The sequence below is a fragment of the Superficieibacter electus genome (genome assembly GCF_002915575.1).
GTDB classification, from domain to species: Bacteria; Pseudomonadota; Gammaproteobacteria; order Enterobacterales; family Enterobacteriaceae; genus Superficieibacter; species Superficieibacter electus.
This window is the reverse complement of record NZ_PQGD01000005.1, coordinates 153,442-174,570: the sequence shown is the minus strand read 5'-3', so window position 1 is coordinate 174,570 and position 21,129 is coordinate 153,442. Positions and strand designations below refer to the sequence as shown.

The 21,129-nt window shown below is 49.9% G+C and carries 19 protein-coding genes; 9 read left to right on the top strand and 10 right to left on the bottom strand.

Annotated features, from left to right (window positions below; all coding sequences use genetic code 11):
• Nucleotides 1-105: 105 nt before the first annotated feature.
• Genes cyoA through cyoE form a run of 5 tightly spaced genes read left to right on the top strand, consistent with a single transcriptional unit; the run spans nucleotide 106 to nucleotide 4,898 of the window.
• Nucleotides 106-1,053 (top strand): cytochrome o ubiquinol oxidase subunit II, encoded by a 948-nt coding sequence (gene cyoA, locus CHU32_RS07615; protein WP_103674913.1) that lies wholly within the window; start codon nucleotides 106-108, stop codon nucleotides 1,051-1,053.
• Nucleotides 1,054-1,073: 20 nt separating this feature from the next.
• A complete protein-coding gene (gene cyoB / locus CHU32_RS07610) occupies nucleotides 1,074-3,056 on the top strand; it encodes a cytochrome o ubiquinol oxidase subunit I (protein WP_103674912.1) in 1,983 nt (660 codons plus the stop codon).
• A complete protein-coding gene (locus tag CHU32_RS07605; protein WP_103674911.1) occupies nucleotides 3,056-3,670 on the top strand; it encodes a cytochrome o ubiquinol oxidase subunit III in 615 nt (204 codons plus the stop codon). The genes cyoB and CHU32_RS07605 overlap by 1 nt, the downstream gene beginning before the upstream one ends.
• Nucleotides 3,670-3,999, top strand: a complete 330-nt coding sequence (locus tag CHU32_RS07600) for a cytochrome o ubiquinol oxidase subunit IV (RefSeq protein WP_103674910.1) — start codon at nucleotides 3,670-3,672, stop codon at nucleotides 3,997-3,999. The genes CHU32_RS07605 and CHU32_RS07600 overlap by 1 nt, the downstream gene beginning before the upstream one ends.
• An 11-nt stretch (nucleotides 4,000-4,010) precedes the next feature.
• A complete protein-coding gene (gene cyoE / locus CHU32_RS07595; RefSeq protein ID WP_103674909.1) occupies nucleotides 4,011-4,898 on the top strand; it encodes a heme o synthase in 888 nt (295 codons plus the stop codon).
• A gap of 235 nt (nucleotides 4,899-5,133) precedes the next feature.
• Here the strand turns inward: cyoE and fucU are convergent, their stop codons facing one another.
• Nucleotides 5,134-5,556, bottom strand: coding sequence for an L-fucose mutarotase (fucU, locus tag CHU32_RS07590; protein WP_103674908.1), 423 nt, complete (start codon nucleotides 5,554-5,556; stop codon nucleotides 5,134-5,136).
• 16 nt (nucleotides 5,557-5,572) lie between these two features.
• Nucleotides 5,573-7,351 (bottom strand): L-fucose isomerase, encoded by a 1,779-nt coding sequence (locus CHU32_RS07585; RefSeq protein WP_103674907.1) that lies wholly within the window; start codon nucleotides 7,349-7,351, stop codon nucleotides 5,573-5,575.
• Nucleotides 7,352-7,565: 214 nt separating this feature from the next.
• Between CHU32_RS07585 and CHU32_RS07580 the strand changes: the two genes are divergently transcribed.
• Nucleotides 7,566-8,564, top strand: a complete 999-nt coding sequence (locus CHU32_RS07580; RefSeq protein WP_103674906.1) for a LacI family DNA-binding transcriptional regulator — start codon at nucleotides 7,566-7,568, stop codon at nucleotides 8,562-8,564.
• Between the two features lie 44 nt (nucleotides 8,565-8,608).
• Here the strand turns inward: CHU32_RS07580 and CHU32_RS07575 are convergent, their stop codons facing one another.
• Complete coding sequence (locus CHU32_RS07575) at nucleotides 8,609-9,976, bottom strand: MFS transporter (RefSeq protein ID WP_103674905.1); 1,368 nt, start codon at nucleotides 9,974-9,976, stop codon at nucleotides 8,609-8,611.
• A 100-nt stretch (nucleotides 9,977-10,076) separates the two neighbouring features.
• Nucleotides 10,077-11,414: a glycoside hydrolase family 172 protein gene (locus CHU32_RS07570; protein WP_103675056.1), complete on the bottom strand. Its 1,338-nt coding sequence runs from the start codon at nucleotides 11,412-11,414 to the stop codon at nucleotides 10,077-10,079.
• A gap of 514 nt (nucleotides 11,415-11,928) precedes the next feature.
• On the opposite strand from CHU32_RS07570, the gene CHU32_RS07565 reads away from it, so the two are divergent.
• The gene (locus CHU32_RS07565; protein WP_103674904.1) at nucleotides 11,929-13,299 is read left to right on the top strand and encodes an MFS transporter; all 1,371 of its coding nucleotides are present in this window, start codon (nucleotides 11,929-11,931) and stop codon (nucleotides 13,297-13,299) included.
• Here the strand turns inward: CHU32_RS07565 and CHU32_RS07560 are convergent.
• Both CHU32_RS07560 and CHU32_RS07555 read right to left on the bottom strand, forming a co-directional pair.
• The gene (locus tag CHU32_RS07560; RefSeq protein ID WP_103674903.1) at nucleotides 13,296-14,186 is read right to left on the bottom strand and encodes an alpha/beta hydrolase; all 891 of its coding nucleotides are present in this window, start codon (nucleotides 14,184-14,186) and stop codon (nucleotides 13,296-13,298) included. The two genes, CHU32_RS07565 and CHU32_RS07560, sit on opposite strands and share 4 nt — an antisense overlap.
• Before the next feature lie 30 nt (nucleotides 14,187-14,216).
• Nucleotides 14,217-14,708, bottom strand: a complete 492-nt coding sequence (locus CHU32_RS07555; protein ID WP_103674902.1) for a YajQ family cyclic di-GMP-binding protein — start codon at nucleotides 14,706-14,708, stop codon at nucleotides 14,217-14,219.
• Nucleotides 14,709-14,833: 125 nt separating this feature from the next.
• Here CHU32_RS07555 and panE point away from each other — a divergent pair, with 125 nt between their 5' ends.
• Entirely contained in the window at nucleotides 14,834-15,745 is a 912-nt protein-coding gene (panE, locus tag CHU32_RS07550; protein WP_103674901.1) for a 2-dehydropantoate 2-reductase, read from the top strand.
• Nucleotides 15,708-16,298: a protein deglycase YajL gene (gene yajL / locus CHU32_RS07545; protein ID WP_103674900.1), complete on the top strand. Its 591-nt coding sequence runs from the start codon at nucleotides 15,708-15,710 to the stop codon at nucleotides 16,296-16,298. The genes panE and yajL overlap by 38 nt, the downstream gene beginning before the upstream one ends.
• A gap of 80 nt (nucleotides 16,299-16,378) precedes the next feature.
• Here yajL and CHU32_RS07540 read toward each other — a convergent pair whose 3' ends face one another.
• The 4 genes from CHU32_RS07540 to CHU32_RS07525 form a co-directional block, all read right to left on the bottom strand.
• Nucleotides 16,379-17,101, bottom strand: a complete 723-nt coding sequence (locus CHU32_RS07540) for a FadR/GntR family transcriptional regulator (RefSeq protein WP_103674899.1) — start codon at nucleotides 17,099-17,101, stop codon at nucleotides 16,379-16,381.
• Between the two features lie 89 nt (nucleotides 17,102-17,190).
• Complete coding sequence (gene idnD / locus CHU32_RS07535; protein ID WP_103674898.1) at nucleotides 17,191-18,240, bottom strand: L-idonate 5-dehydrogenase; 1,050 nt, start codon at nucleotides 18,238-18,240, stop codon at nucleotides 17,191-17,193.
• A 10-nt stretch (nucleotides 18,241-18,250) separates the two neighbouring features.
• On the bottom strand, nucleotides 18,251-19,612 hold the full coding sequence (locus CHU32_RS07530) for an MFS transporter (protein ID WP_103674897.1): 1,362 nt from the start codon (nucleotides 19,610-19,612) through the stop codon (nucleotides 18,251-18,253).
• Nucleotides 19,613-19,794: 182 nt separating this feature from the next.
• Complete coding sequence (locus CHU32_RS07525; protein WP_425444882.1) at nucleotides 19,795-21,093, bottom strand: MFS transporter; 1,299 nt, start codon at nucleotides 21,091-21,093, stop codon at nucleotides 19,795-19,797.
• Between the last annotated feature and the right edge of the window lie 36 nt (nucleotides 21,094-21,129).

Genomic DNA, 21,129 nt, shown 5'->3' with positions numbered 1-21,129 from the left:
CACTTAACTGACACTGCTCCATTCATGTTTACAGTAATGTAACCTTCCCTTAAAATGACCATACTCTTTAAACGCCACCAGATCCCGTGGAATTGAGGTCGTTACATGAGACTCAGGAAATACAATAAAAGTTTGGGATGGTTGTCATTATTCGCAGGCACTTTTTTACTCAGTGGCTGCGATTCTGCACTCCTTGACCCCAAAGGACAGATTGGACTGGAGCAACGCTCACTGATACTGACGGCTTTTGGCCTGATGATGATTGTCGTTATTCCCGCCATCTTGATGGCTGTAGGTTTTGCCTGGAAGTACCGAGCGAGCAATAAAGATGCGAAGTATAGCCCTAACTGGTCACACTCCAATAAAGTGGAAGCTGTGGTCTGGACGGTGCCGATTCTGATCATCCTGTTCCTTGCCGTACTGACATGGAAAACCACGCACTCGCTCGAACCCAGCAAGCCGCTGGCGCACGACGAGAAACCCATCACCATCGAAGTCGTTTCGATGGACTGGAAATGGTTCTTTATCTATCCGGAACAGGGCATAGCTACCGTGAATGAAATCGCCTTCCCGGCGAACACGCCGGTTGCGTTCAAAGTGACCTCCAACTCCGTGATGAACTCGTTCTTTATCCCGCGTCTGGGCAGCCAGATTTATGCGATGGCGGGCATGCAGACTAACCTGCACCTGATCGCCAATGAAGCGGGCACGTATGACGGTATCTCCGCCAGCTATAGCGGTCCAGGTTTCTCTGGCATGAAGTTCAAAGCTATCGCTACACCGGACCGTGCAGCATTCGATCAATGGGTTGCGAAGGCGAAACAGTCTCCGAACGCCATGAGCGATATGGCGACGTTCGATAAGCTCGCAGCGCCCAGCGAATATAACAAAGTGGAGTACTTCTCCAGCGTGAAACCGGATTTGTTTAAAGATGTTGTTAACAAATTTATGGGCCACGGGAAGAGCATGGACATGACCCAGCCGGAAGGTGAGCACGCCTCACACGACGGTATGGAAGGCATGGACATGAGCCACGCGGAATCCTCTCACTAAAGGGGCCGAGGAAGAAAACGATGTTCGGAAAACTTACACTGGATGCAGTGCCGTACCATGAACCTATTATCATGGTTACGATCGCGGCCATTATCGTCGGCGGTCTGGCGGTATTAGCCGCGATCACTTACTTCGGTAAGTGGTCCTGGCTATGGAAAGAGTGGCTCACGTCTGTTGACCACAAACGACTCGGTATCATGTATGTCATCGTGGCGATTGTTATGCTGCTGCGTGGCTTTGCCGATGCCATTATGATGCGTAGCCAGCAGGCGCTGGCCTCTGCCGGGGAAGCAGGCTTCCTGCCGCCCCACCACTACGATCAGGTCTTCACCGCGCACGGTGTGATCATGATTTTCTTCGTGGCAATGCCGTTCGTTATCGGTCTGATGAACCTGGTGGTTCCGTTGCAGATCGGTGCGCGTGACGTAGCGTTCCCGTTCCTGAACAACCTGAGCTTCTGGTTCACGGTGGTTGGGGTCATTCTGGTAAACCTGTCGCTGGGCGTGGGCGAATTCGCACAGACCGGCTGGCTGGCGTACCCGCCGTTGTCGGGAATAGAGTACAGTCCAAGCGTGGGGGTCGATTACTGGATCTGGAGCCTACAGCTCTCGGGTATCGGGACGACGCTGACCGGGATTAACTTCTTCGTCACCATCCTGCGCATGCGTGCGCCGGGCATGACGATGTTCAAAATGCCGGTATTTACCTGGGCGTCGCTGTGCGCGAACATCCTGATTATCGTCTCGTTCCCGATCCTGACCGTCACCGTCGCGTTGCTGACTCTTGACCGCTATATCGGTACCCATTTCTTTACCAACGATATGGGCGGCAACATGATGATGTACATCAACCTGATCTGGGCCTGGGGCCATCCGGAAGTGTACATCCTGGTTCTGCCGGTCTTCGGGGTATTCTCGGAAATCGCAGCCACCTTCTCGCGTAAACGTCTGTTCGGCTACACCTCGCTGGTGTGGGCAACCGTCTGTATTACCATCCTGTCGTTCATCGTCTGGCTGCACCACTTCTTCACCATGGGTGCGGGTGCCAACGTTAACGCCTTCTTTGGTATTACGACTATGATCATCGCCATCCCGACCGGGGTGAAAATCTTCAACTGGCTGTTCACCATGTATCAGGGACGTATCCAGTTCAATACGGCAATGATGTGGACCATCGGCTTTATCGTCACCTTCTCGGTGGGCGGTATGACCGGCGTTCTGCTGGCAGTGCCGGGCGCAGACTTTGTGCTGCATAACAGTCTGTTCCTGATTGCCCACTTCCATAACGTGATTATCGGTGGTGTGGTGTTCGGCTGCTTCGCCGGTCTGACCTACTGGTGGCCGAAAGCCTTCGGTTTTACCCTGAACGAAACCTGGGGTAAACGTGCTTTCTGGTTCTGGATTATTGGTTTCTTCGTGGCCTTTATGCCGCTGTACGTGCTGGGCTTCATGGGGATGACCCGTCGTCTGAGCCAGCAAATCGACCCGCAGTTCCATCCGATGCTGATGATTGCAGCGGGCGGTGCGGCGCTGATTGCCTGCGGTATTCTCTGCCAGCTGATTCAGTTCTACGTCTCTATCCGCGACCGCGATCTGAACCGTGACCTGACGGGCGATCCGTGGGGTGGCCGTACGCTGGAGTGGTCAACCTCTTCTCCGCCGCCGTTCTATAACTTTGCCGTCGTGCCGCACGTTCATGAGCGTGATGCTTTCTGGGAAATGAAAGACAAAGGCGAAGCGTACCAAAAACCGCAGCATTATGAAGAGATTCATATGCCGAAAAACACCGGCGCGGGCATCATTATTGCTGCCTTCACGACGCTGTTTGGTTTCGCCATGATCTGGCATATCTGGTGGCTGGCTATCGCAAGCTTCGCCGGCATGATCATTAGCTGGATTGTGAAAAGCTTTGACGAAGACGTGGATTATTACGTGCCGGTAGCGGAAGTCGAAAAACTGGAAAACCAGCATTTCGATGAAATCACTAAGGCAGGGCTGAAATAATGGCAACGAGCACCTTTAATCAAACGACGGCCCATGCGCATGACCATGGGCACCACGATGCAGGATCGAACAAAGTGTTCGGTTTCTGGATCTACCTGATGAGCGACTGCATTCTGTTCTCATGCCTGTTCGCAACCTATGCGGTGCTGGTTAACGGCACCGCGGGCGGCCCGACCGGCAAGGACATTTTTGAACTGCCGTTCGTGCTGGTAGAGACCTTCCTGCTGTTGTTTAGCTCCATCACCTACGGCATGGCGGCGATCGCCATGCACAAAAACAACAAAAGCCAGGTGATCACCTGGCTTGCCCTCACCTTCTTGTTTGGTGCCGGGTTCGTGGGAATGGAAATCTATGAATTCCATCACCTGATTGCTGAAGGTTTCGGTCCTGACCGCAGCGGCTTCCTGTCAGCGTTCTTTGCGCTGGTCGGGACGCACGGTCTGCACGTAACCTCCGGCCTGGTATGGATGGCGATCCTGATGTTCCAGGTGTCCCGTCGCGGGCTGACCAGCACGAACCGCACCCGTATTATGTGCCTGAGCCTGTTCTGGCACTTCCTCGACGTGGTGTGGATCTGTGTGTTCTCTGTAGTTTATCTGATGGGGGCGATGTAATGAGTCATTCAACCGATCACAACGGCGCGTCCCACGGCAGCGTAAAAACCTACATGACGGGATTTATCCTGTCGATCATCCTGACGGTGATCCCGTTCTGGCTGGTGATGAGCGGTGCCATCTCGCACGGTGCGATCCTCGGGACCATTCTGGTTACCGCAGTGGTACAGATTCTGGTACATCTGGTCTGCTTCCTGCACATGAACACCTCATCTGAGGAGCGCTGGAACCTGACGGCCTTTGTCTTTACCGTGATTATTATCGCCATCCTGGTAGTGGGTTCAATCTGGATTATGTGGAACCTCAACTACAACATGATGCTTCACTAAGAGCGGCGAGTATGTTTAAGCAATACCTGCAAGTCACAAAACCAGGCATCATTTTTGGCAACCTGATCTCGGTGATCGGCGGATTCCTGCTGGCCTCTAAGGGCAGCATTAACTATCCGCTATTCATCTATACGCTGCTTGGCGTATCTCTGGTGGTCGCCTCTGGTTGTGTTTTCAACAACTATATCGACCGCGACATCGATCGTAAGATGGAGCGGACGAAAAACCGGGTGCTGGTCAAGGGGCTGATCTCGCCAAAAGTCTCGCTGGTGTACGCCACCTTGTTGGGTATTGCTGGCTTTATGCTGCTGTGGTTCGGTGCCAATCCGCTGGCCTGCTGGCTGGGGGTTATGGGTTTCGTGGTATATGTGGGCGTGTATAGCCTGTATATGAAACGTCACTCGGTTTACGGCACGCTGATTGGCTCTCTCTCCGGCGCAGCGCCGCCGGTGATTGGCTACTGCGCGGTTGCCAACCAGTTCGACAGCGGTGCGGCTATTCTGCTGGCAATTTTCAGCCTGTGGCAGATGCCTCACTCCTACGCCATTGCGATTTTCCGCTTTAAGGATTATCAGGCGGCGAACATTCCGGTCCTGCCGGTGGTGAAAGGCATTTCAGTAGCCAAAAACCACATTACGCTGTACATCATCGCCTTCGCGGTAGCGACGCTGATGCTGACCCTGGGCGGTTATGCCGGGTATAAGTATCTGATCGTCGCGGCGGCGGTCAGCGTCTGGTGGCTGGGGATGGCGCTGCGCGGTTATAAAGTGGAAGATGATAAAGTCTGGGCGCGCAAGCTGTTCGGCTTTTCCATCATCGCCATTACCGCGCTCAGCGTGATGATGTCCGTGGACTTTATGGTGCCGGATTCACACAGTTTGCTGGCTTACGTCTGGTAAGACAGGATGAACATAAAAAAATCCGCTTCGGCGGATTTTTTTATGGCTAACAAACGTTATTCTGTGAAACAACTATGCCGGGTGGCGGCTTCGCCTTACCCGGCCTACCGTCAAAAATATCAATACGTCAGGCGTAACCCGTAGGCCTGTGCAAGCGAAGCGCCGCCAGGCATCATTCCACAGTATAACGTTTGCCAGCAGCCTGAAGGCATAGCGCAAGCTATGCCTTTTTACTTTATAGCGTCACTCCCTTTCTCAAAATCAGATTTCCGTACGCTGCGGTCTCCCCCGTAAGGACGATAGCGTAAGCCTGACGCGCCCGGGCATAAAAAGCCTCACGATCGATTCGCGTAATGCGGACCTCATCACAGAATGGATAAAGCACCTCGCTGTATCGCAACTGTACGTGCCCCTCATCCACCCAGCCGGCATCAAACGCCATCATCACCAACGGTTCAACGCGATCATCCAGATCGATTAACGGCATCATCGCCCCCAGCAGCTGACTCACCGACAATCCGTCAGCCCGGATAACCCTTGCGCCGAGTGAGTGAGCGGGAAAGTGCGCATCTGCTAACAGGATTTCATCACCATGTCCCATCTCCGCGAGCGTTTTTAAAAGCGTCGGCGAGAGTAATGGCGAGATGTTTTTAAGCATAGCGAAACTCCATTTTTTAACGCTTGTATAAGGGGCCATAATTCTGACAGGCCCGATAATCCTGCCCTTCACCGTCCATACCATGCGCCGCCCAGGCAGAAGGACGGTAGATGTCGGTGTCTTCGAGATTATGCATGCAAACCGGGATACGTAGCATTGATGCCAGGGTCACAAAGTCCGCGCCAACGTGACCTGCGGTTAGCACACCATGATTTGCTCCCCAGTTCGCCATGACCGAATAGACGTCCCGGAAAGCCCCCTGCCCTGTCAGTCTTGGCGCAAACCAGGTGGTTGGCCAGCCCGGATCGGTACGCTGATCAAGGGTGTCATGCACTTCTGGTGGTAATTCCACGCTCCAGCCTTCGGCAATTTGTAACACCGGCCCCAGACCTGCAATCAAGTTAATTCGGGTCATAGTAAAGGGAATACCGCCACGGCTCAGAAAACGGGAGGAATAGCCGCCGCCACGGAAATATTCGCGCAATCCCGGAAACCAGGTGGTCGCATTAAGGCAGGCGTCGGCCTCCTGCTGCGTCACCTCCCAGTGCGGTTTGATGGTCGGCTGGCCGGAAAACGAGGTCTGTTGTCCTGAACCATCCAGTGCGGCCGATCCAGAATTAATTAAATGAATAATCCCCTGTGAAGCATGTCCGGACAATATGTGCCCGGTCACACGCTCGACGGCTGCTGGTGACCAGTAGGTTCTGACATCAGCAAAGATCTGCGCTGTTCCTGTCAGCAGATGGCCAAAAAGCATCGTCACACCGTTAAGACTGTCATTTTCCGTTGCCAGAATAGTCGGCTGTCGCACGCCGTTCCAGTCAAAGGAACTGTTGAGTAATGCCTCCGCCATATCGGCATTAGGATATTGATCGCTCCAGTGACGCTGCCCCTGAAAGCCCGCAGCGATAGCGTTGTAACCCAGCGCTTCTTCTTCACGACCAATCCCGGCAAGCGTGCTGTTGCCCTGCATCATGTCGCGGATACATATTGCAATCAGTAAACTCTCACGCAATACATGCTGATGTTGCTCTGCGCTGAAACGCAGCGCCGGGGTATTTTTATCTTCGCCAAAATGGAAGTATTTTTGCGCCCAGGCCAGCGCCAGTTCCAGCTCCTGCGAATCATAAATTTTATGATCAATACGACGTCGCAATTCCGTCATATCCACTGCCTGCACCTTCATTCCCAGCCAGGATTCAAAAAATGCGTGATCGACGATCGAACCCGCTATTCCCATTGAGACGCCGCCCAGTGAGAGATAGCTTTTCCCTTTCAACGTTGCTACCGTCAACCCGGCACGAACAAAACGCAGGATTTTCTCCTCCACATCCGCCGGAATGACGTCATCATCTGCATCCTGAACGTCCTGCCCATAGATAGCAAAAGCGGGCAGCCCTTTCTGATTGTGCGCAGCAAGCGCGGCGGCCAGATAAACGGCACCCGGACGCTCTGTACCGTTGAATCCCCAAATTGCCTTCGGCCGTTGCGGCTCCATATCAATGGTTTCGCTACCGTAACACCAGCACGGGGTCACCGTCAGGGTTAATCCGACACGTTGCGCCGCGAATTTTTCCTCACAAGCGGCTGCCTCTGTCAGTCCCGCTATGCAGGTATCGGCGATGACACATTCAATCGCACTTCCACAAGCATGGCGCAGTTTCTGCGCGATCAGATTGGCCGCCGCGTGCGCCATCGCCATTGTCTGTTCTTCAAGCGATTCGCGAATACCCATTCGCCGTCCATCAATAACCGGGCGAATACCCACTCGCGGCAATACCTTTTTATTTTCCATCATTGCTCCTTAACATCCGTAATCCCAGCAATAAAACCCATGCTAACTCGAGTTAGCATATAAATTAGGACGCTGAGAACACAACAGTTTCGGCTCAACGTTGTGAGCAATATCACATCCCACTCTCTGAGCACAGTACGTGCCGATAAAGGGTATACTGAGCGGATAAGGGTTAAATTTTTTACGATAATGAATGAGATAGAGACCGGCAGAGATGGCCAAAACAGTTGAACAGATTGCCAATGACTTGAACTTATCCGTAACCACCGTTCGGTTAGTGCTTAGCGGAAAAGCGGAGCAATATCGCATCAGCGCTAAAACACAAGCGCGAATCAATGCTCACGTTGAGAGCTATGGCTACATTCTTAATCATTCCGCCCGTAGCCTGAAACTGAACAAAACAGATACGCTGGGGTTAATTGTCCCTAACATTTCAAACGTCTTTTTTGCCACGCTGGCAGAAAAGCTGGAGCTACGCTGCCGTCGTTCTGGCTATCAATTAATGATTACGTGTACCTACGATGACGTGGAGTACGAAAACAAACTGGTTAAGTCGCTTGTCGCCCGTAATGTTGATGGGTTATTTATCGTCCCCGCTACGCTTGAGAACCAACAGCACCACCTGCGCCTCGTCAAAAAACCGGTGGTCCTGCTCGACCGCGATTTTAGTGCCACCACGACACCGCTGGTTGAGAGCCATAACTATGCTGGCGGCGAAATGCTCGCTGACTGCATACTGAACGCAGGGCAGTTGCCGTTGTGGTTTTTGGTCGGCGATCCTCAGTTACCGAGTATTCGTGAGCGTATTGAGGGTTATCAGAACGCGCTGAAAAAGCACAATGTAGTCGCCAATAATTGGGTACTGACGGGTTCGGGAAACTCCCATGATGGAGGGTACTTGTTGATGAATCAGCTATTAAAAGATCACGGCAAGCCGCATGCGTTCATCGCCTCATCTTTACCTGTTCTGGAAGGCGCGATTGAAGCGCTGCGGCAACAATTTGGTTTTATTCCGGCCGATATAAATATTGCTACTTTCGATGAGCACCCCATGCTGGGCTTTCTGGCAAACAACGTCTGGTCGATGCAGCAGGATGAAGATCGCTGGGCAGAAAACGCCTTTGAACTGATGCAACAAGCGCTTGATGACCGACCGGGATGTGAAACGATAAAAGTCCCGATGAAACCGATTATTCGTAAACGCCACGGCTGACGTATTCCGGCGTGGCAGGACGTGTCACGCCGGTTTACTATCGATTATTTCACTTCGGCTTTACGCGTTGTCTGTTCAGGCATTGGGATCTTACCTGCACGCATCATTTGCGAGTAGTAGTCATTATTGATCACATAGTAGCGCATGATGATCCCTGTCAGAAGATAGAAAACCGCTGGCACCAGCAGCATTATCCATGACAGCCCGGCAATGGCCTGCGTATTCTGCGCGCCTGAAGCAGTATAGCCAACCCATGCCAGCAGATAGCCAGTAACAGGTCCGGCAATTCCCATGCCCAACTTCTGACAAAATGAGATCATGCCAATCGCCAGGCCGGAAGCATCAATTCCGGTTTTGCATAATCCATACTCAGATGCCTCGGTTATAGAAGACCAAAGGATTGGCGTATTAATTTGCGATACGATTGAACAGAGCAAATAGAAGATCGTCGCGCCATAAATATTACCCTGCCCGACCATCCACCAGGCAAGAACGGATACCAGTGCTGACGCATACATGGAATAGCGGAACACTTTGACTTTGCAATAAAAGCGGGTAAGCCAGGTTGATACCAGCGGTCCAATAATTCCCCCGACCGATCCCATACTCATAAACAGGGCAATCCCGATCCCATCGCTGGCACCGGCAAATTCTTTGGCATATAAAATCGCCACGCTGCCATTAACCAGAAATCCAATAAACAGGACGATCATCGCAAGGCTGATAACCTGCCATTGATCGTTTTTTAAAAGCCCTTTGATTTGGCGCGCCAGCGGTTCAGCAGCCTCGGTCTTGATAACACGTTCTTTCACGTTGAAGGCGCAAAAAAGCATTATGACAACGCTTATCGCACCAACCACTGAAAAAGCAATAGCATAACTGTTACGTGGATCATTGCCCTGTGTCACCCACCACGGCACCAGCGTTGAGACGATCAGCGTGGCGACTTTTGCCATCGGAAAGCGGAAAGCGTTAGCATTAAGACGCTCTTGCGGATCGGGTGTTATAACGCCGATCAACGAAATATACGGAATCGCCAGTACGGTAAAAGAAAGACTGTTAAATATATAAACCCCGGTAGACCATGCCATTTTCTCACCGTAGGTCTGGCCGAAGGTGGTAAACAGTAGCCATAATGAAATACCGAAAGGTAATGCACCAATGATTAACCAATGCCGGTAACGTCCCAGCCGCGTGCGAAATTTGCTGGTTAAAATCCCCATTAATGGATCGGATACCGCATCAATTGTCCTGACAATCATTAAAATCCAACCAGCATCGACTGGGGTTAAACCAACGACCTGAACCAAAAAAGCATAAATCAGGATAGACGCTGAAATAATGGATATTGTCAGCGCCATATCGCCAGCGCCATACGCGCTCTTTTCGAGAACCGATAAACGTAAGCTCATAATGCTTATTCCCGTAATCAGGAGGAGATTGATACAGGCATACGTATCTGCCAGCGAATTAATCGCTGGCCGTTAAATGTTGGCACGTATGCCTTAATAGTTATTTATGACTAAAAGGACTGACGATTTTATTTTTTTCCGACTTGGTATATGTTGCGATAATTTTTTTATCTACCTCTGCCTGTCTTTTTTCCTGCCAGACATTTAAACGTTGGCGAGCATTTTCTTTACGTTCCAGCATCTGCGGGCTTAAAGAGATGTTTTCCAGTGGTGCGAAAGGTTCACCAGGCTTAGCAGGGATACGCTCCCCGACAGGTTGCATGGTGAGCGACGGGGAAGGCAATTTTTGATACCAGTACACCGTGGAAGCCCAGTCATCTGCCAGATGATTAGCATGGCCATGCTCCATCGTCACCCGAATACGTTTCTTAAAATGCACCGGATCGGTAATGTGAAAACGATAGCTGGTCTGGAAACCCGCAATGTGAGAATCATGCAAACAGGAACCAATAAAAGGCGCAGACGTATTCTGCATTCCCCATGCATGATTAAAATAATCCTCGGTGCCGGTACCGTGAATGGTTGGTGGCCAGGCAGGATCGTCATCAATGAATATCATTTCGTCCCCTTCTCCCCACCACGTAGACTGGCGATGACGGACGGAAAGGTTACAGCCGATATAGTGTCCTTCACCGTCAATATCGAGAAGGACATAATTATTATCGCCAGTTTCGTTAGCAATATTCACTTCCGGACTATTAACCTGTAACTCAGGTGCCCAGCCTTTGCAGGGGTTTTCACGTTTCCACCATGCGTGAAAATAAGCCACATCGGCAGCGTGTTTTTCCGGATAAAACTCAAAATCAATATTAAAATATTGCCCGTAAGGAATATCGTTCTGATTTTCCACTTCAATAATTGCCCGCTCATTGAACGGCATCGGCAGATAGCAATTACAGGCCGCCGTTGCGCCGGGCTTATAGTTTTCCTCAGGGCGACAGGAGACCATAAAAGGGAGCGATGTAAAGCTGGCCGGGATCGAATGCCCTATACAGAAAAAATCGCCCAGCGGAACAATGACAGAAGGTTCCGTCTGGTTATCCCAATAAAATTTCAGCAGTACTTTACGGTAATAGGCTTCATCATGCTCTTCCCAACTGACGCCCAGCGCGTTATTGATTTCATTAATGGGCGCAACATATTGCCCTAATGTAGGATCAATGAGACCAGGCCCTTTAATACGCCGACAAAATTGGGTCATCCAGATATGCGTTATACAACCGCTACCGCTTATATCAGCCAGCCTGACCGTTTCACCCGCCGGTATCATCCAGTAATCCTGATTACGGCCACTTTGATCCCAGCTTGATACCCGCCCGCTGGCTGCCTTTTTCACCCGACATAAATCCTGCATAAAACCGATTTTTTCTACTGACATATCCATCGCCTCCGTCCATTGGCAGATAAAAATTACGTATTTTTCACCGAGGTCGTCAGAAAAGACGCCCTAAAACCCATTGCTAACTCGAGTTAGCAAATTAATCCCGCCCCAAAAAACTGACAAGGCAGTTGATTAAATAATGTGACAGTCATCATTATTTTTCTGCTAAGTGTTTGATAAGAAATAAAATGGCAGGAGCGTAAAGAAAGATATGATCGCTAAAATAAAGCGTTTAATGAATGGGCGTCACTTTATCAAAGTCAATCTGGGAAACCTGTTAACGTTCTTACTAAAGGGCAACTCATCATTTATTAATAACAAACTGACAACATAAAGCCTCACTAAAATATTTTTGAATAACGCCTTATCAAAAAGCACTATTCCTCCAGCAGCATATTTAAGAATCACAAATGCTTTACATTAACTTAATGTAATATTTATTAATTAACCATTTATTTACCTGTTCTCATTCACGTATTACACTATGTCCGGCTCTGACATTGAGGTAGTAATGAACGATTATAAAATGACGCCGGGCGAATTACGCGCCACCTGGGGTTTGGGGACCGTTTTCTCCCTGCGTATGCTCGGCATGTTTATGGTCCTGCCGGTTCTGACCACTTACGGCATGGCCCTGCAGGGCGCAAGCGAAGCCCTGATTGGTCTGGCGATTGGCATCTACGGGCTGGCGCAGGCCGTCTTTCAGATCCCTTTTGGTCTGCTTTCCGACCGTATTGGCCGTAAGCCCTTAATCGTTGGCGGGCTGGCGATTTTTATTGTCGGCAGCATCATTGCCGCGCTCTCCACGTCCATCTGGGGCATTATTCTTGGGCGCGCCCTGCAAGGCTCCGGCGCGATTGCCGCGGCGGTGATGGCGCTGCTTTCTGATTTAACCCGCGAACAGAACCGCACCAAAGCGATGGCATTTATTGGCGTCAGCTTTGGCGTTACCTTTGCCATTGCCATGGTACTGGGGCCGGTGATCACCCATAAGCTCGGGCTGAATGCGCTGTTCTGGATGATTGCCATTCTCGCCTCGGTCGGTATCGCGTTGACATTGTGGGTGGTGCCCAATAGCACCAGTCACGTGCTGAATCGCGAATCCGGGATGGTCAAAGGTTGTTTCAGCAAAGTGCTGATGGAGCCTGGGCTGCTAAAGCTCAACTTCGGCATTATGTGCCTGCATATCCTGCTGATGTCGTCCTTCGTCGCCCTCCCCGGCCAGATGGAGGAAGCAGGTTTTCCGGCGGCGGAGCACTGGAAGGTTTACCTGGTCACCATGCTGATCTCATTTGTGTCCGTGGTACCGTTTATTATTTATGCCGAAGTGAAACGGCGGATGAAGCGAGTATTCCTGGTGTGCGTCGCGGTCCTGCTGATTGCCGAAATCGTGCTGTGGGGCGCAGGTCCGCACTTCTGGGAGATTATCGCGGGCGTTCAGCTTTTCTTCCTCGCGTTTAATTTAATGGAAGCGCTGCTGCCGTCGCTAATCAGCAAAGAGTCCCCGGCGGGCTATAAGGGTACGGCAATGGGCGTTTACTCCACCAGCCAGTTTATCGGCGTGGCCATCGGTGGATCGCTGGGCGGCTGGGTGGATGGTTTCTTTGACTCGCAGACGGTGTTTCTTGCTGGTGCGTTACTCGCTACCTTCTGGCTACTGGTCGCCAGCACCATGAAAGAACCGCCGTATGTCAGCAGCCTGAGGGTAGAAATCCCACCGGAGGTTGCGGCTGATGAAACATTGAAAGAACGTTTGCTGGTCAAAGAAGGCGTTAGTGAAGTGCTGGTGGTGAAAGAAGAACATTCAGCTTACGTCAAAATCGACAGTAAAGTGACGAACCGCTTTGAGATTGAGCAACTTATGCGGGCAAAGCCTGTTTAGTGCTGATGCTTCAGATTGCCGCGCAGTGTATGGTCTAAAAAGTCAATGACGTGCCTTTTCCAGGCATCAGGATCGTGAGCAAACGTATCCTGATGATGAACGCCCGGTAACACCCAAATTGATTTCGGCGGGTGGGCACGCGCCAGCATCTGTTGTAACTCTATTAGCGGAGTATGTCGATCGTCAGCCCCCGCAACAATCAATAGCGGCGCACCGAGCTGATTGATATGGTCCACAGGACGCAACGCATCGGCAGAAAAACCCAGCCGGGGCTTAAGTTGCAGAGTCAAAAGCGGTGTGATAACCGACGCCAGCGCATCGCCAGTACGTATCGCCACCCGGTTATGTACCGCCTGTTGTAATGTGGGATACACCATTTCCAGGACCACAGCATCAAATTTACCCCGCACATCGCTCATTAAAAGCGCTGCGCCCCCCTGAGAGATGCCAATGACGCCAATTTTGCTGCCGGGCACACGTTGATATAACCAATGCCATGCACTATTCACACCCGCAGCTTCACGAAAACCAAAGGTAATCGCATTGCCTGGACTTTCACCGTGCGACGGTAAATCAATCAGCAATACGGAATAGCCGCGATCGTATAGCGCCTTCGCGCGGGGGATCATTTCCAGGCGGCTACTACGCACACTGTGAAGAAGCAAAACGGCGGGAGCATCAGACGATTTTTGCAGCCACCAGCCATAGACAGGCGCTTGAGTGGCTGTTGATAACGTCACGTTTTCAAAAGGTAGCTCAGGATGTGCTGGCATTACGACCGGATGCGGCGCAATGAGTTTACTGCCAATATAATAGCTGAGGCCCATCAGGAAGATGGCTGCAAGCAAAACGCCTGACCCAAGCCAGGCTGCCAGACGTTTACCCATTGGATTTTACCGTCCCTGGTAACTAAAAAATTAATCGCGGAAGTTCTTAAACTGGAACGGTTGCCCCAGATCGCCGCCGCGCACCAGCGCCATGACGGACTGCAAATCGTCGCGGGATTTTCCGGTAATACGAATTTCCTCGCCCTGGATCTGCGCCTGCACTTTCAGCTTGCTGTCTTTAATCAGCTTAACGATTTTTTTCTGGATCGCGCTTTCAATGCCCTGCTTCAGCTTCGCTTCGACGAACCAGGTTTTACCGCTGTGAACGAACGTTTCCGGCACGTCGAGCGACGTCCCTTCAATACCGCGTTTGAGTAGCTTGGCCCGCAGAATATCCAGTAGCTGATTGACCTGGAAATCAGATTCGCTCAGCACCTTGATTGTCTTATTCGCATCGTTCAGCTCAAATGTGGCCTCAACGTTGCGAAAATCAAAGCGTGACTCAACTTCGCGGCTGGCATTATCTACCGCGTTACGTGCTTCCTGAAGATCAACTTCAGAGACAATATCGAAAGATGGCATCTTTTCCTCTCCCTTAGTTTTGTTTGCGATGCATAATACCCGCCACACGGCATAACTCAACTTGTTCTGAGCAGAAAGCATAGCTGAAAACGCTATACTGGACTTATGGCAGGTGAGGAGGATGAATGAAAATTACCGTACTCGGATGCGGTGCACTGGGACAATTATGGCTGACTGCGTTACGTAAACGTGGGCATGACGTGCAGGGCTGGTTACGGGTGCCGCAACCGTATTGCAGCGTTAATCTGGTTGAGCTGGATGGTTCAATCGTTAACGAATCCCTGATCGCCAACGATCCCGATTTTCTCGCGCAAAGCGATTTGCTGCTGGTCACGCTAAAAGCCTGGCAGGTGTCTGACGCCGTACGCGCGCTGGCGGCAATACTTCCTGAAACATCCCCTATCCTGCTCATCCATAACGGCATGGGTGCTGTAGATGAACTGCGTAACCTGAAACAACCGCTGTTAGTCTCTGCGACGACACAGGCTGCGCGGCATGATGGCAATGTCATTGTGCACGTGGCTAACGGGATTACCCATATTGGCCCTGCGCGTAGCTACCCCAAGGATTACAGTAAACTTGCAGACATTCTGCAAAAAGTACTCCCCGACGTCGCCTGGCATAATAACATCTACTCAGCGCTGTGGGGAAAACTGGCAGTTAACTGCGTCATCAACCCACTCACTGCGCTATGGAACTGCCGCAACGGCGAGCTGCGTAGCCATCCGGAGGTGATTGAATCGCTATGTCAGGAGATTGCCGCCGTTATGGAGCGCGAGGGCTTTCATACCTCGCTGGAAAATCTGCTTTACTATGTTTATCAGGTCATTGACAGCACCGCGGATAATATCTCCTCTATGTTGCAGGATATCCGCAGTCAACGTCATACGGAGATTGATTACATTACGGGCTATCTGTTAAAACGCGCCCGCGCGCACGGCATTAGCGTCCCGGAAAATACCCGCCTGTTTGAACAGGTAAAACGAAAGGAGAGTGAATATGAGCGCATCGGCACTGATATGCCTCGCCCCTGGTAGTGAAGAAATTGAAGCCGTTACCACTATCGACCTGCTGGTTCGCGGCGGTATTAACGTCACGGTTGCCAGCGTCGCCAGCAATGGCGAGCTGACGATCGCCTGCTCACGCGGGGTGAAAATTCTCGCTGACGCGCCGCTGGTGGAAGTGGCCGACGGTGATTACGACGTTATTATTCTGCCCGGCGGCAATAAAGGCGCAGAGTGTTTTCGCGACAGTCCGCTGCTGGTGGAAACCGTGAAGCAATTTCACCGTTCCGGGCGCATTGTCGCCGCAATTTGCGCGGCGGCGGCCACGGTACTGATGCCGCATGAGATTTTCCCCATCGGCAATATGACCGGCTTCCCGGCGTTAAAGGATAAAATTCCCGAAGCGCAATGGCAGGACCGACGCGTAGTATGGGACGCGCGCGTCAAGCTGTTAACCAGCCAGGGACCAGGCACGTCTATTGATTTCGGCCTGAAGATTATCGATCTGCTGGTCGGGCGCGAAAAAGCGCATGAGGTGGCCTCACAGTTGGTGATAGCCGCTGGGATTTATAATTATTACGAGTAGCTAATGCCCGGCACCACCTTGCCGGGCTGCTTTTCTGATTTTTCGGGTAAAACGTCGAAACTGGCACAACACATAAAAGATCAGGGATTAATCTTATCTTCCGCCGTCGATTTTATTTTTTCGATAGCATCAATATTTTCTGACATCGCCTCGTTCAGCACTTTCACTGCGGTGATGGCATCCCTTTTCTTAATCGACATGTACACTTTGATATGGGCTTCAACGCTTTCGAGCGTAATACCCAGCGCACGGTTTAACTCTTCAAGATAATAATAATAGATATCTTTAATAGAACTCATCACATTATAAAAGACACTATTGTGCGATGCTCTGACGATGGCAAGGTGAAATTCGTAGTCGGCTTCAGAATACTTTTTATAATCGCTTTTGTTAATAAGCATGTTGTTCAGCGCCTGTTCCAGCCGATTGATGTCTTCCTCAGTGGCATGGGTCACCGCCAGTTCCACGCATTTAAACTCAACGGTCTGACGAAAAATCATCATATCATGAAACTCCTCACGGCTGAGATGCATGATGGGCCGGGGATCATTGCTCAACATTTGTGGTGTAAAGCTTTCGCTAACGTAGCTGCCGCTGCCCTGCCGCGTTACCACTATGCCAAGATCTCTGAAACGCTGGACGGCACTTCTCACACTTACGCGGCTTACATTGAATGATGTTGTTAGCTCAGCCTCAGAGGGAAGCCGACTGCCAGGTGCCCAACTACCGTCCAGTAATTTGGCGCTGATCTGAGCATAAATTTCATTTACAACATTCTGTTTCTGAATGGATTTTATACTCAAGTTTGGCATCCTGAGTGGTGGCATTTAGCCGTCCATTGTATATCACTTCGCTTTTAAGAACAAAGCGCCGCGAAGGCGCTTTATGGTCATCAGCCAAAGTTGACAAGGACTTTTGCAGATACATTTTTATCGGTTGCGGTGAGTAGTGCCTGCTCAATCTGGGCGGGAGGAAACGTTGCACTAATTAAAGGGCGCGGATCGATTCGGCCATCCTCCAGCCACCGGACCGCAACCGCAAACTCGTCGACAAACCGGAAAGATCCTCGCAGGCTAATCTCTTTAACGAGCATAGTCGACATCGGCCAATCAACCGAGCCAGCCCCCATCCCAACCTGAACAATGACGCCTGCGGGGCGGGTAAAATCGACGGTGGAGGTGATAGCGGCGGCTGCACCAGAAGCCTCAAAAACCACGTCAAAATAGCCCTTGTTCTGCTTATAGCATCTCGCTTGCACCTCTTCACGCGCATCGATGGTCGACGTTGCCCCCATTTGCTGTGCAAGTTCCCGGGAGCGAGCGCTTAGATCGGAGGCAACCAGTTCTGACGCGCCGGAACTTCTGGCAGCAGCAAGGATTAGGCATCCGATAGGACCCGCACCAATTACCAGAACCTTTTTTCCCGTCAGTGGGCCACCCACATTGACAGCATGAATGGCTACCGCTAAGGGTTCAGAAAACGCCATAATGTTTGCAGGAATGCGGCTGTCATAAGGAATGCACTGCACTGGCTTTACCGCAACATAATCGGAGAATCCACCGTTAATGTGCGGCACAAACTGCGCACTCCCCATAAAGCGCATCGTACTGCATAGATTCTGCTTTCCAGAAAGGCACTGCTCACAATGGTTACACGGGCATGAAGGATTCACTGCCACGGTCTGCCCACTCTTCAGGCTACTTTCCTCTGGTGCCTCACTAACTACACCGACAAACTCATGGCCTATCACCATAGGATGTTTAAGAACAGACAACCCTGCACGCCCATGTTGGTAATAATGAATATCGGAACCGCAGATGCCGCCACAGGTGACTTTAACCAGTACATGGGTTGTGTCATATTCAATATCGCGTGATTCAAAGCGTACATCTTTTTCTGCATGTGCCATGCAAGCATTACAGGTAATTTTTTTGCCGTTCATGATGACCTCATTATTTGTTTACGGGTGCCGGATTAATAGTATTTTCGCTGGAATATTGCTGTTTCTCCTTCTCAGGCAGGATGACCTCTATTTTCCCGACCAAAAAGATATAGGCCAGAAGCCCTAGCCCAGCGACGCCTGCGATATACCACATGGCATACTGAAAATTCTGAGTACGCTGGAGAATCAAACCAATAACAATTGGGCTGACAATACCTGATAGATTCCCACAAATATTCAGAATACCGCCCATGGTACCCAAAAAATTTCGCGGAATAACATCACTCCAGACCACCCATCCCAGATTTGAAAATGCATTAGCAAAAAAGGAAATGGAGAGAATAATAATTGCAACAACTGGCTGATCTTCAAAAAAATTAACCAGCGCGATAACCATCGTCACACATAACCCGCACATCACCGGTAACTTTCTGGCAAAGGTTCTGGATTTTCCTTTTTTAAGCAACATGTCACTCAAGGTACCGCCACAGAGAACACCCAACATCGCCATAATATAGGGCAACATTGCGCCAACACCGGCTTTAGAAATTGACAGGTGCAACCCTTTTTCAAGATAAACAATAAACCAGGTCAAAAAGAAATAGAGTGTTGAGGAGCAGGCAAATTGCGTAATAAACAATCCCCAAATCGTTTTTTTACTCATCATAAAACGGATGTCATGCCAGCTAATTTTAGTATTAACAGAGGACTGATTGGCTGAACCATACCCACCACCTGCCTTAATATAATCCAGTTCAGATTGGTTAACGGACGTACTGTGTTGCGGATCACGATAGTAAATCAGCCAATATATACCAAACAAAATTCCAGCACCGCCGGAAAGATAAAATGACATCTCCCAGCCGTAATTGGCTACAATGAATGAAAGGGCCGGTGTCAGGAGCGCCAGACCAATATATTGTGCACTCGAGTAGATTGCCGTTGCGCGTGCCCTTTCGTGGTCCGGAAACCAGGTGGCAATAATTTTAGTATTTGACGGAAAAGAGGGAGCCTCTGCAACGCCAATTAAAGCGCGACAAGCGAGTAGCATAACAAAAGACGCCGTTGCTGTCGCAAATAAGTGATGCGAAGCAAACCCCATCATAAAAGTAAAAATACTCCACAGAATAATTGCTCCGCCGTATAAAATTCTCGAACCTATACGATCAAGCACGTAACCGACTGGGATCTGGCTCGCAGCATAGGCCCAGGTAAACATAGAAAACAGTAAACCCAGCTGAGTCGGCGTCAAAGAAAAGTCTTCCTGAATATGTGTACCAGCGACAGCTAGATTAGCACGATCCATATAATTAATTGCGGTTACAATAAAAAGCAATGTAAGAATAAATAGTCTTGACTTTGTAGCTTTCATAATCACACCTATTTTTAACGGCAATACCCTTTTCAATTCAATTATTTATATAACTAAAAATTTGTATTGCCGTTTTATTATTTAAATCAAAAATTCAGCATGCGAGCTTACTTTAATAGATAAAACGCCCTGCTGTTTTAAGAGTGTGCTATTACTGCCGAATGCAATTACAAAGAAAAACATTACTTAGCGAGCAGGTTGTTAAGCTTACCAGACCCATTTGGAACTTTACTATTAAACGGAGTAATGAATGTTAATAACACTGCCAGAATAAGCGAGCCACCCATAAAAATATATGATGCCCCTGGCCCTCCAGTGAGTCCATTCAGATAGCCGACAATCCAGGAACCCACAAACGATCCCAGCGCACCAAAGCTAACAATAAATGCCATTGCGCCTGCCATTACGTTTCGCGAAATCATTTCTGGGATAGCGGCAAAGAACGGGCCGTAGGGAGTATACATTGCTCCACCAGCAATCATTAACAATATATAGGAAAGCCAGAAATTGGAAGCACCAATAGTAAACGACCCAATAAAGCAAACAGCACCGAGACTGAGAAATAGTAAAACAATTATTTTACGATTCAAAAACTTATCAGAGTACCACGATGCAGTTAACATTAACGGCACGGCTAATAAATACGGTGCTGCTGATAACCAACCTGTAGCTACAATACCCAATCCGGAAGCAGTTTTAAGAATAGAAGGCAACCACATAATAAAACCGTACATCCCAATGTTCCAGAAAAAGTGTATAAAGGATAGTGACAATACTTTTCCAGAACGGAAGGCCTCAGCATAGTTTTTAATTTCTTTAATATTTGTTTGTTCTTCAGCCAACGCCTTTTCAATATCAACCTTTTCCTGAGCGGTTAACCATTTTGCATCGACTGGACGATCGACGAAGATAAACCACCATATTGCCGCCCAAATAATTGCCGGAACACCTTCGATAATGAACATCCCGCGCCAACCGAAAGCATCAACGAGATAACCCGATATCACCGACATCCATAACACCGTAATAGGGTTGCCAAGAAAAAGGAAAGTATTGGCTTTCGAGCGTTCTTTTTTCGTGAACCAGTGGCTTAAAAAGACCAGCATCGCAGGCATTACCACACTTTCAGCCACTCCGAGTAGGAAACGAATAACGGCAAGAAATTTGACATCATGGACCATCCCTGTTGCCGTCGCGAGAATACCCCACAGAATCAAGCTCCAGAAAATAAGTTTTTTGGCACTGCGCTTTTCGGCATAAATTCCGCCCGGCACCTGAAAAAAGAAGTAGCCCAGGAAAAACAGCGCCCCAAGAAGAGAAGAAATACCGGGCGTAATGTTCAGGTCTTCAGCCAGGCCAGACGCTGCGCCAAACCCATAATTAGCACGATCCAGATAGGCGAGACTGTAAGTAATAAAAGCCAAAGGTATTAGTTTGCGCCAGCGTATAGGTGCCAGAGATAGTTGTGTGCTTTGCATCATAACGGATATTCCAGGTTAAGATTGCCATAACTAATG

Excerpts from the sequence above, each read along its gene's own strand:
- cyoA (WP_103674913.1), top strand. The coding sequence starts at position 106 with ATGAGACTCAGGAAATACAATAAAAGTTTGGGATGGTTGTCATTATTC.
- cyoB (WP_103674912.1), top strand. The coding sequence starts at position 1,074 with ATGTTCGGAAAACTTACACTGGATGCAGTGCCGTACCATGAACCTATT.
- CHU32_RS07605 (WP_103674911.1), top strand. The coding sequence starts at position 3,056 with ATGGCAACGAGCACCTTTAATCAAACGACGGCCCATGCGCATGACCAT.
- CHU32_RS07600 (WP_103674910.1), top strand. The coding sequence starts at position 3,670 with ATGAGTCATTCAACCGATCACAACGGCGCGTCCCACGGCAGCGTAAAA.
- cyoE (WP_103674909.1), top strand. The coding sequence starts at position 4,011 with ATGTTTAAGCAATACCTGCAAGTCACAAAACCAGGCATCATTTTTGGC.
- fucU (WP_103674908.1), bottom strand. The coding sequence starts at position 5,556 with ATGCTTAAAAACATCTCGCCATTACTCTCGCCGACGCTTTTAAAAACG.
- CHU32_RS07585 (WP_103674907.1), bottom strand. The coding sequence starts at position 7,351 with ATGGAAAATAAAAAGGTATTGCCGCGAGTGGGTATTCGCCCGGTTATT.
- CHU32_RS07580 (WP_103674906.1), top strand. The coding sequence starts at position 7,566 with ATGGCCAAAACAGTTGAACAGATTGCCAATGACTTGAACTTATCCGTA.
- CHU32_RS07575 (WP_103674905.1), bottom strand. The coding sequence starts at position 9,976 with ATGAGCTTACGTTTATCGGTTCTCGAAAAGAGCGCGTATGGCGCTGGC.
- CHU32_RS07570 (WP_103675056.1), bottom strand. The coding sequence starts at position 11,414 with ATGTCAGTAGAAAAAATCGGTTTTATGCAGGATTTATGTCGGGTGAAA.
- CHU32_RS07565 (WP_103674904.1), top strand. The coding sequence starts at position 11,929 with ATGAACGATTATAAAATGACGCCGGGCGAATTACGCGCCACCTGGGGT.
- CHU32_RS07560 (WP_103674903.1), bottom strand. The coding sequence starts at position 14,186 with ATGGGTAAACGTCTGGCAGCCTGGCTTGGGTCAGGCGTTTTGCTTGCA.
- CHU32_RS07555 (WP_103674902.1), bottom strand. The coding sequence starts at position 14,708 with ATGCCATCTTTCGATATTGTCTCTGAAGTTGATCTTCAGGAAGCACGT.
- panE (WP_103674901.1), top strand. The coding sequence starts at position 14,834 with ATGAAAATTACCGTACTCGGATGCGGTGCACTGGGACAATTATGGCTG.
- yajL (WP_103674900.1), top strand. The coding sequence starts at position 15,708 with ATGAGCGCATCGGCACTGATATGCCTCGCCCCTGGTAGTGAAGAAATT.
- idnD (WP_103674898.1), bottom strand. The coding sequence starts at position 18,240 with ATGAACGGCAAAAAAATTACCTGTAATGCTTGCATGGCACATGCAGAA.
- CHU32_RS07530 (WP_103674897.1), bottom strand. The coding sequence starts at position 19,612 with ATGAAAGCTACAAAGTCAAGACTATTTATTCTTACATTGCTTTTTATT.
- CHU32_RS07525 (WP_425444882.1), bottom strand. The coding sequence starts at position 21,093 with ATGATGCAAAGCACACAACTATCTCTGGCACCTATACGCTGGCGCAAA.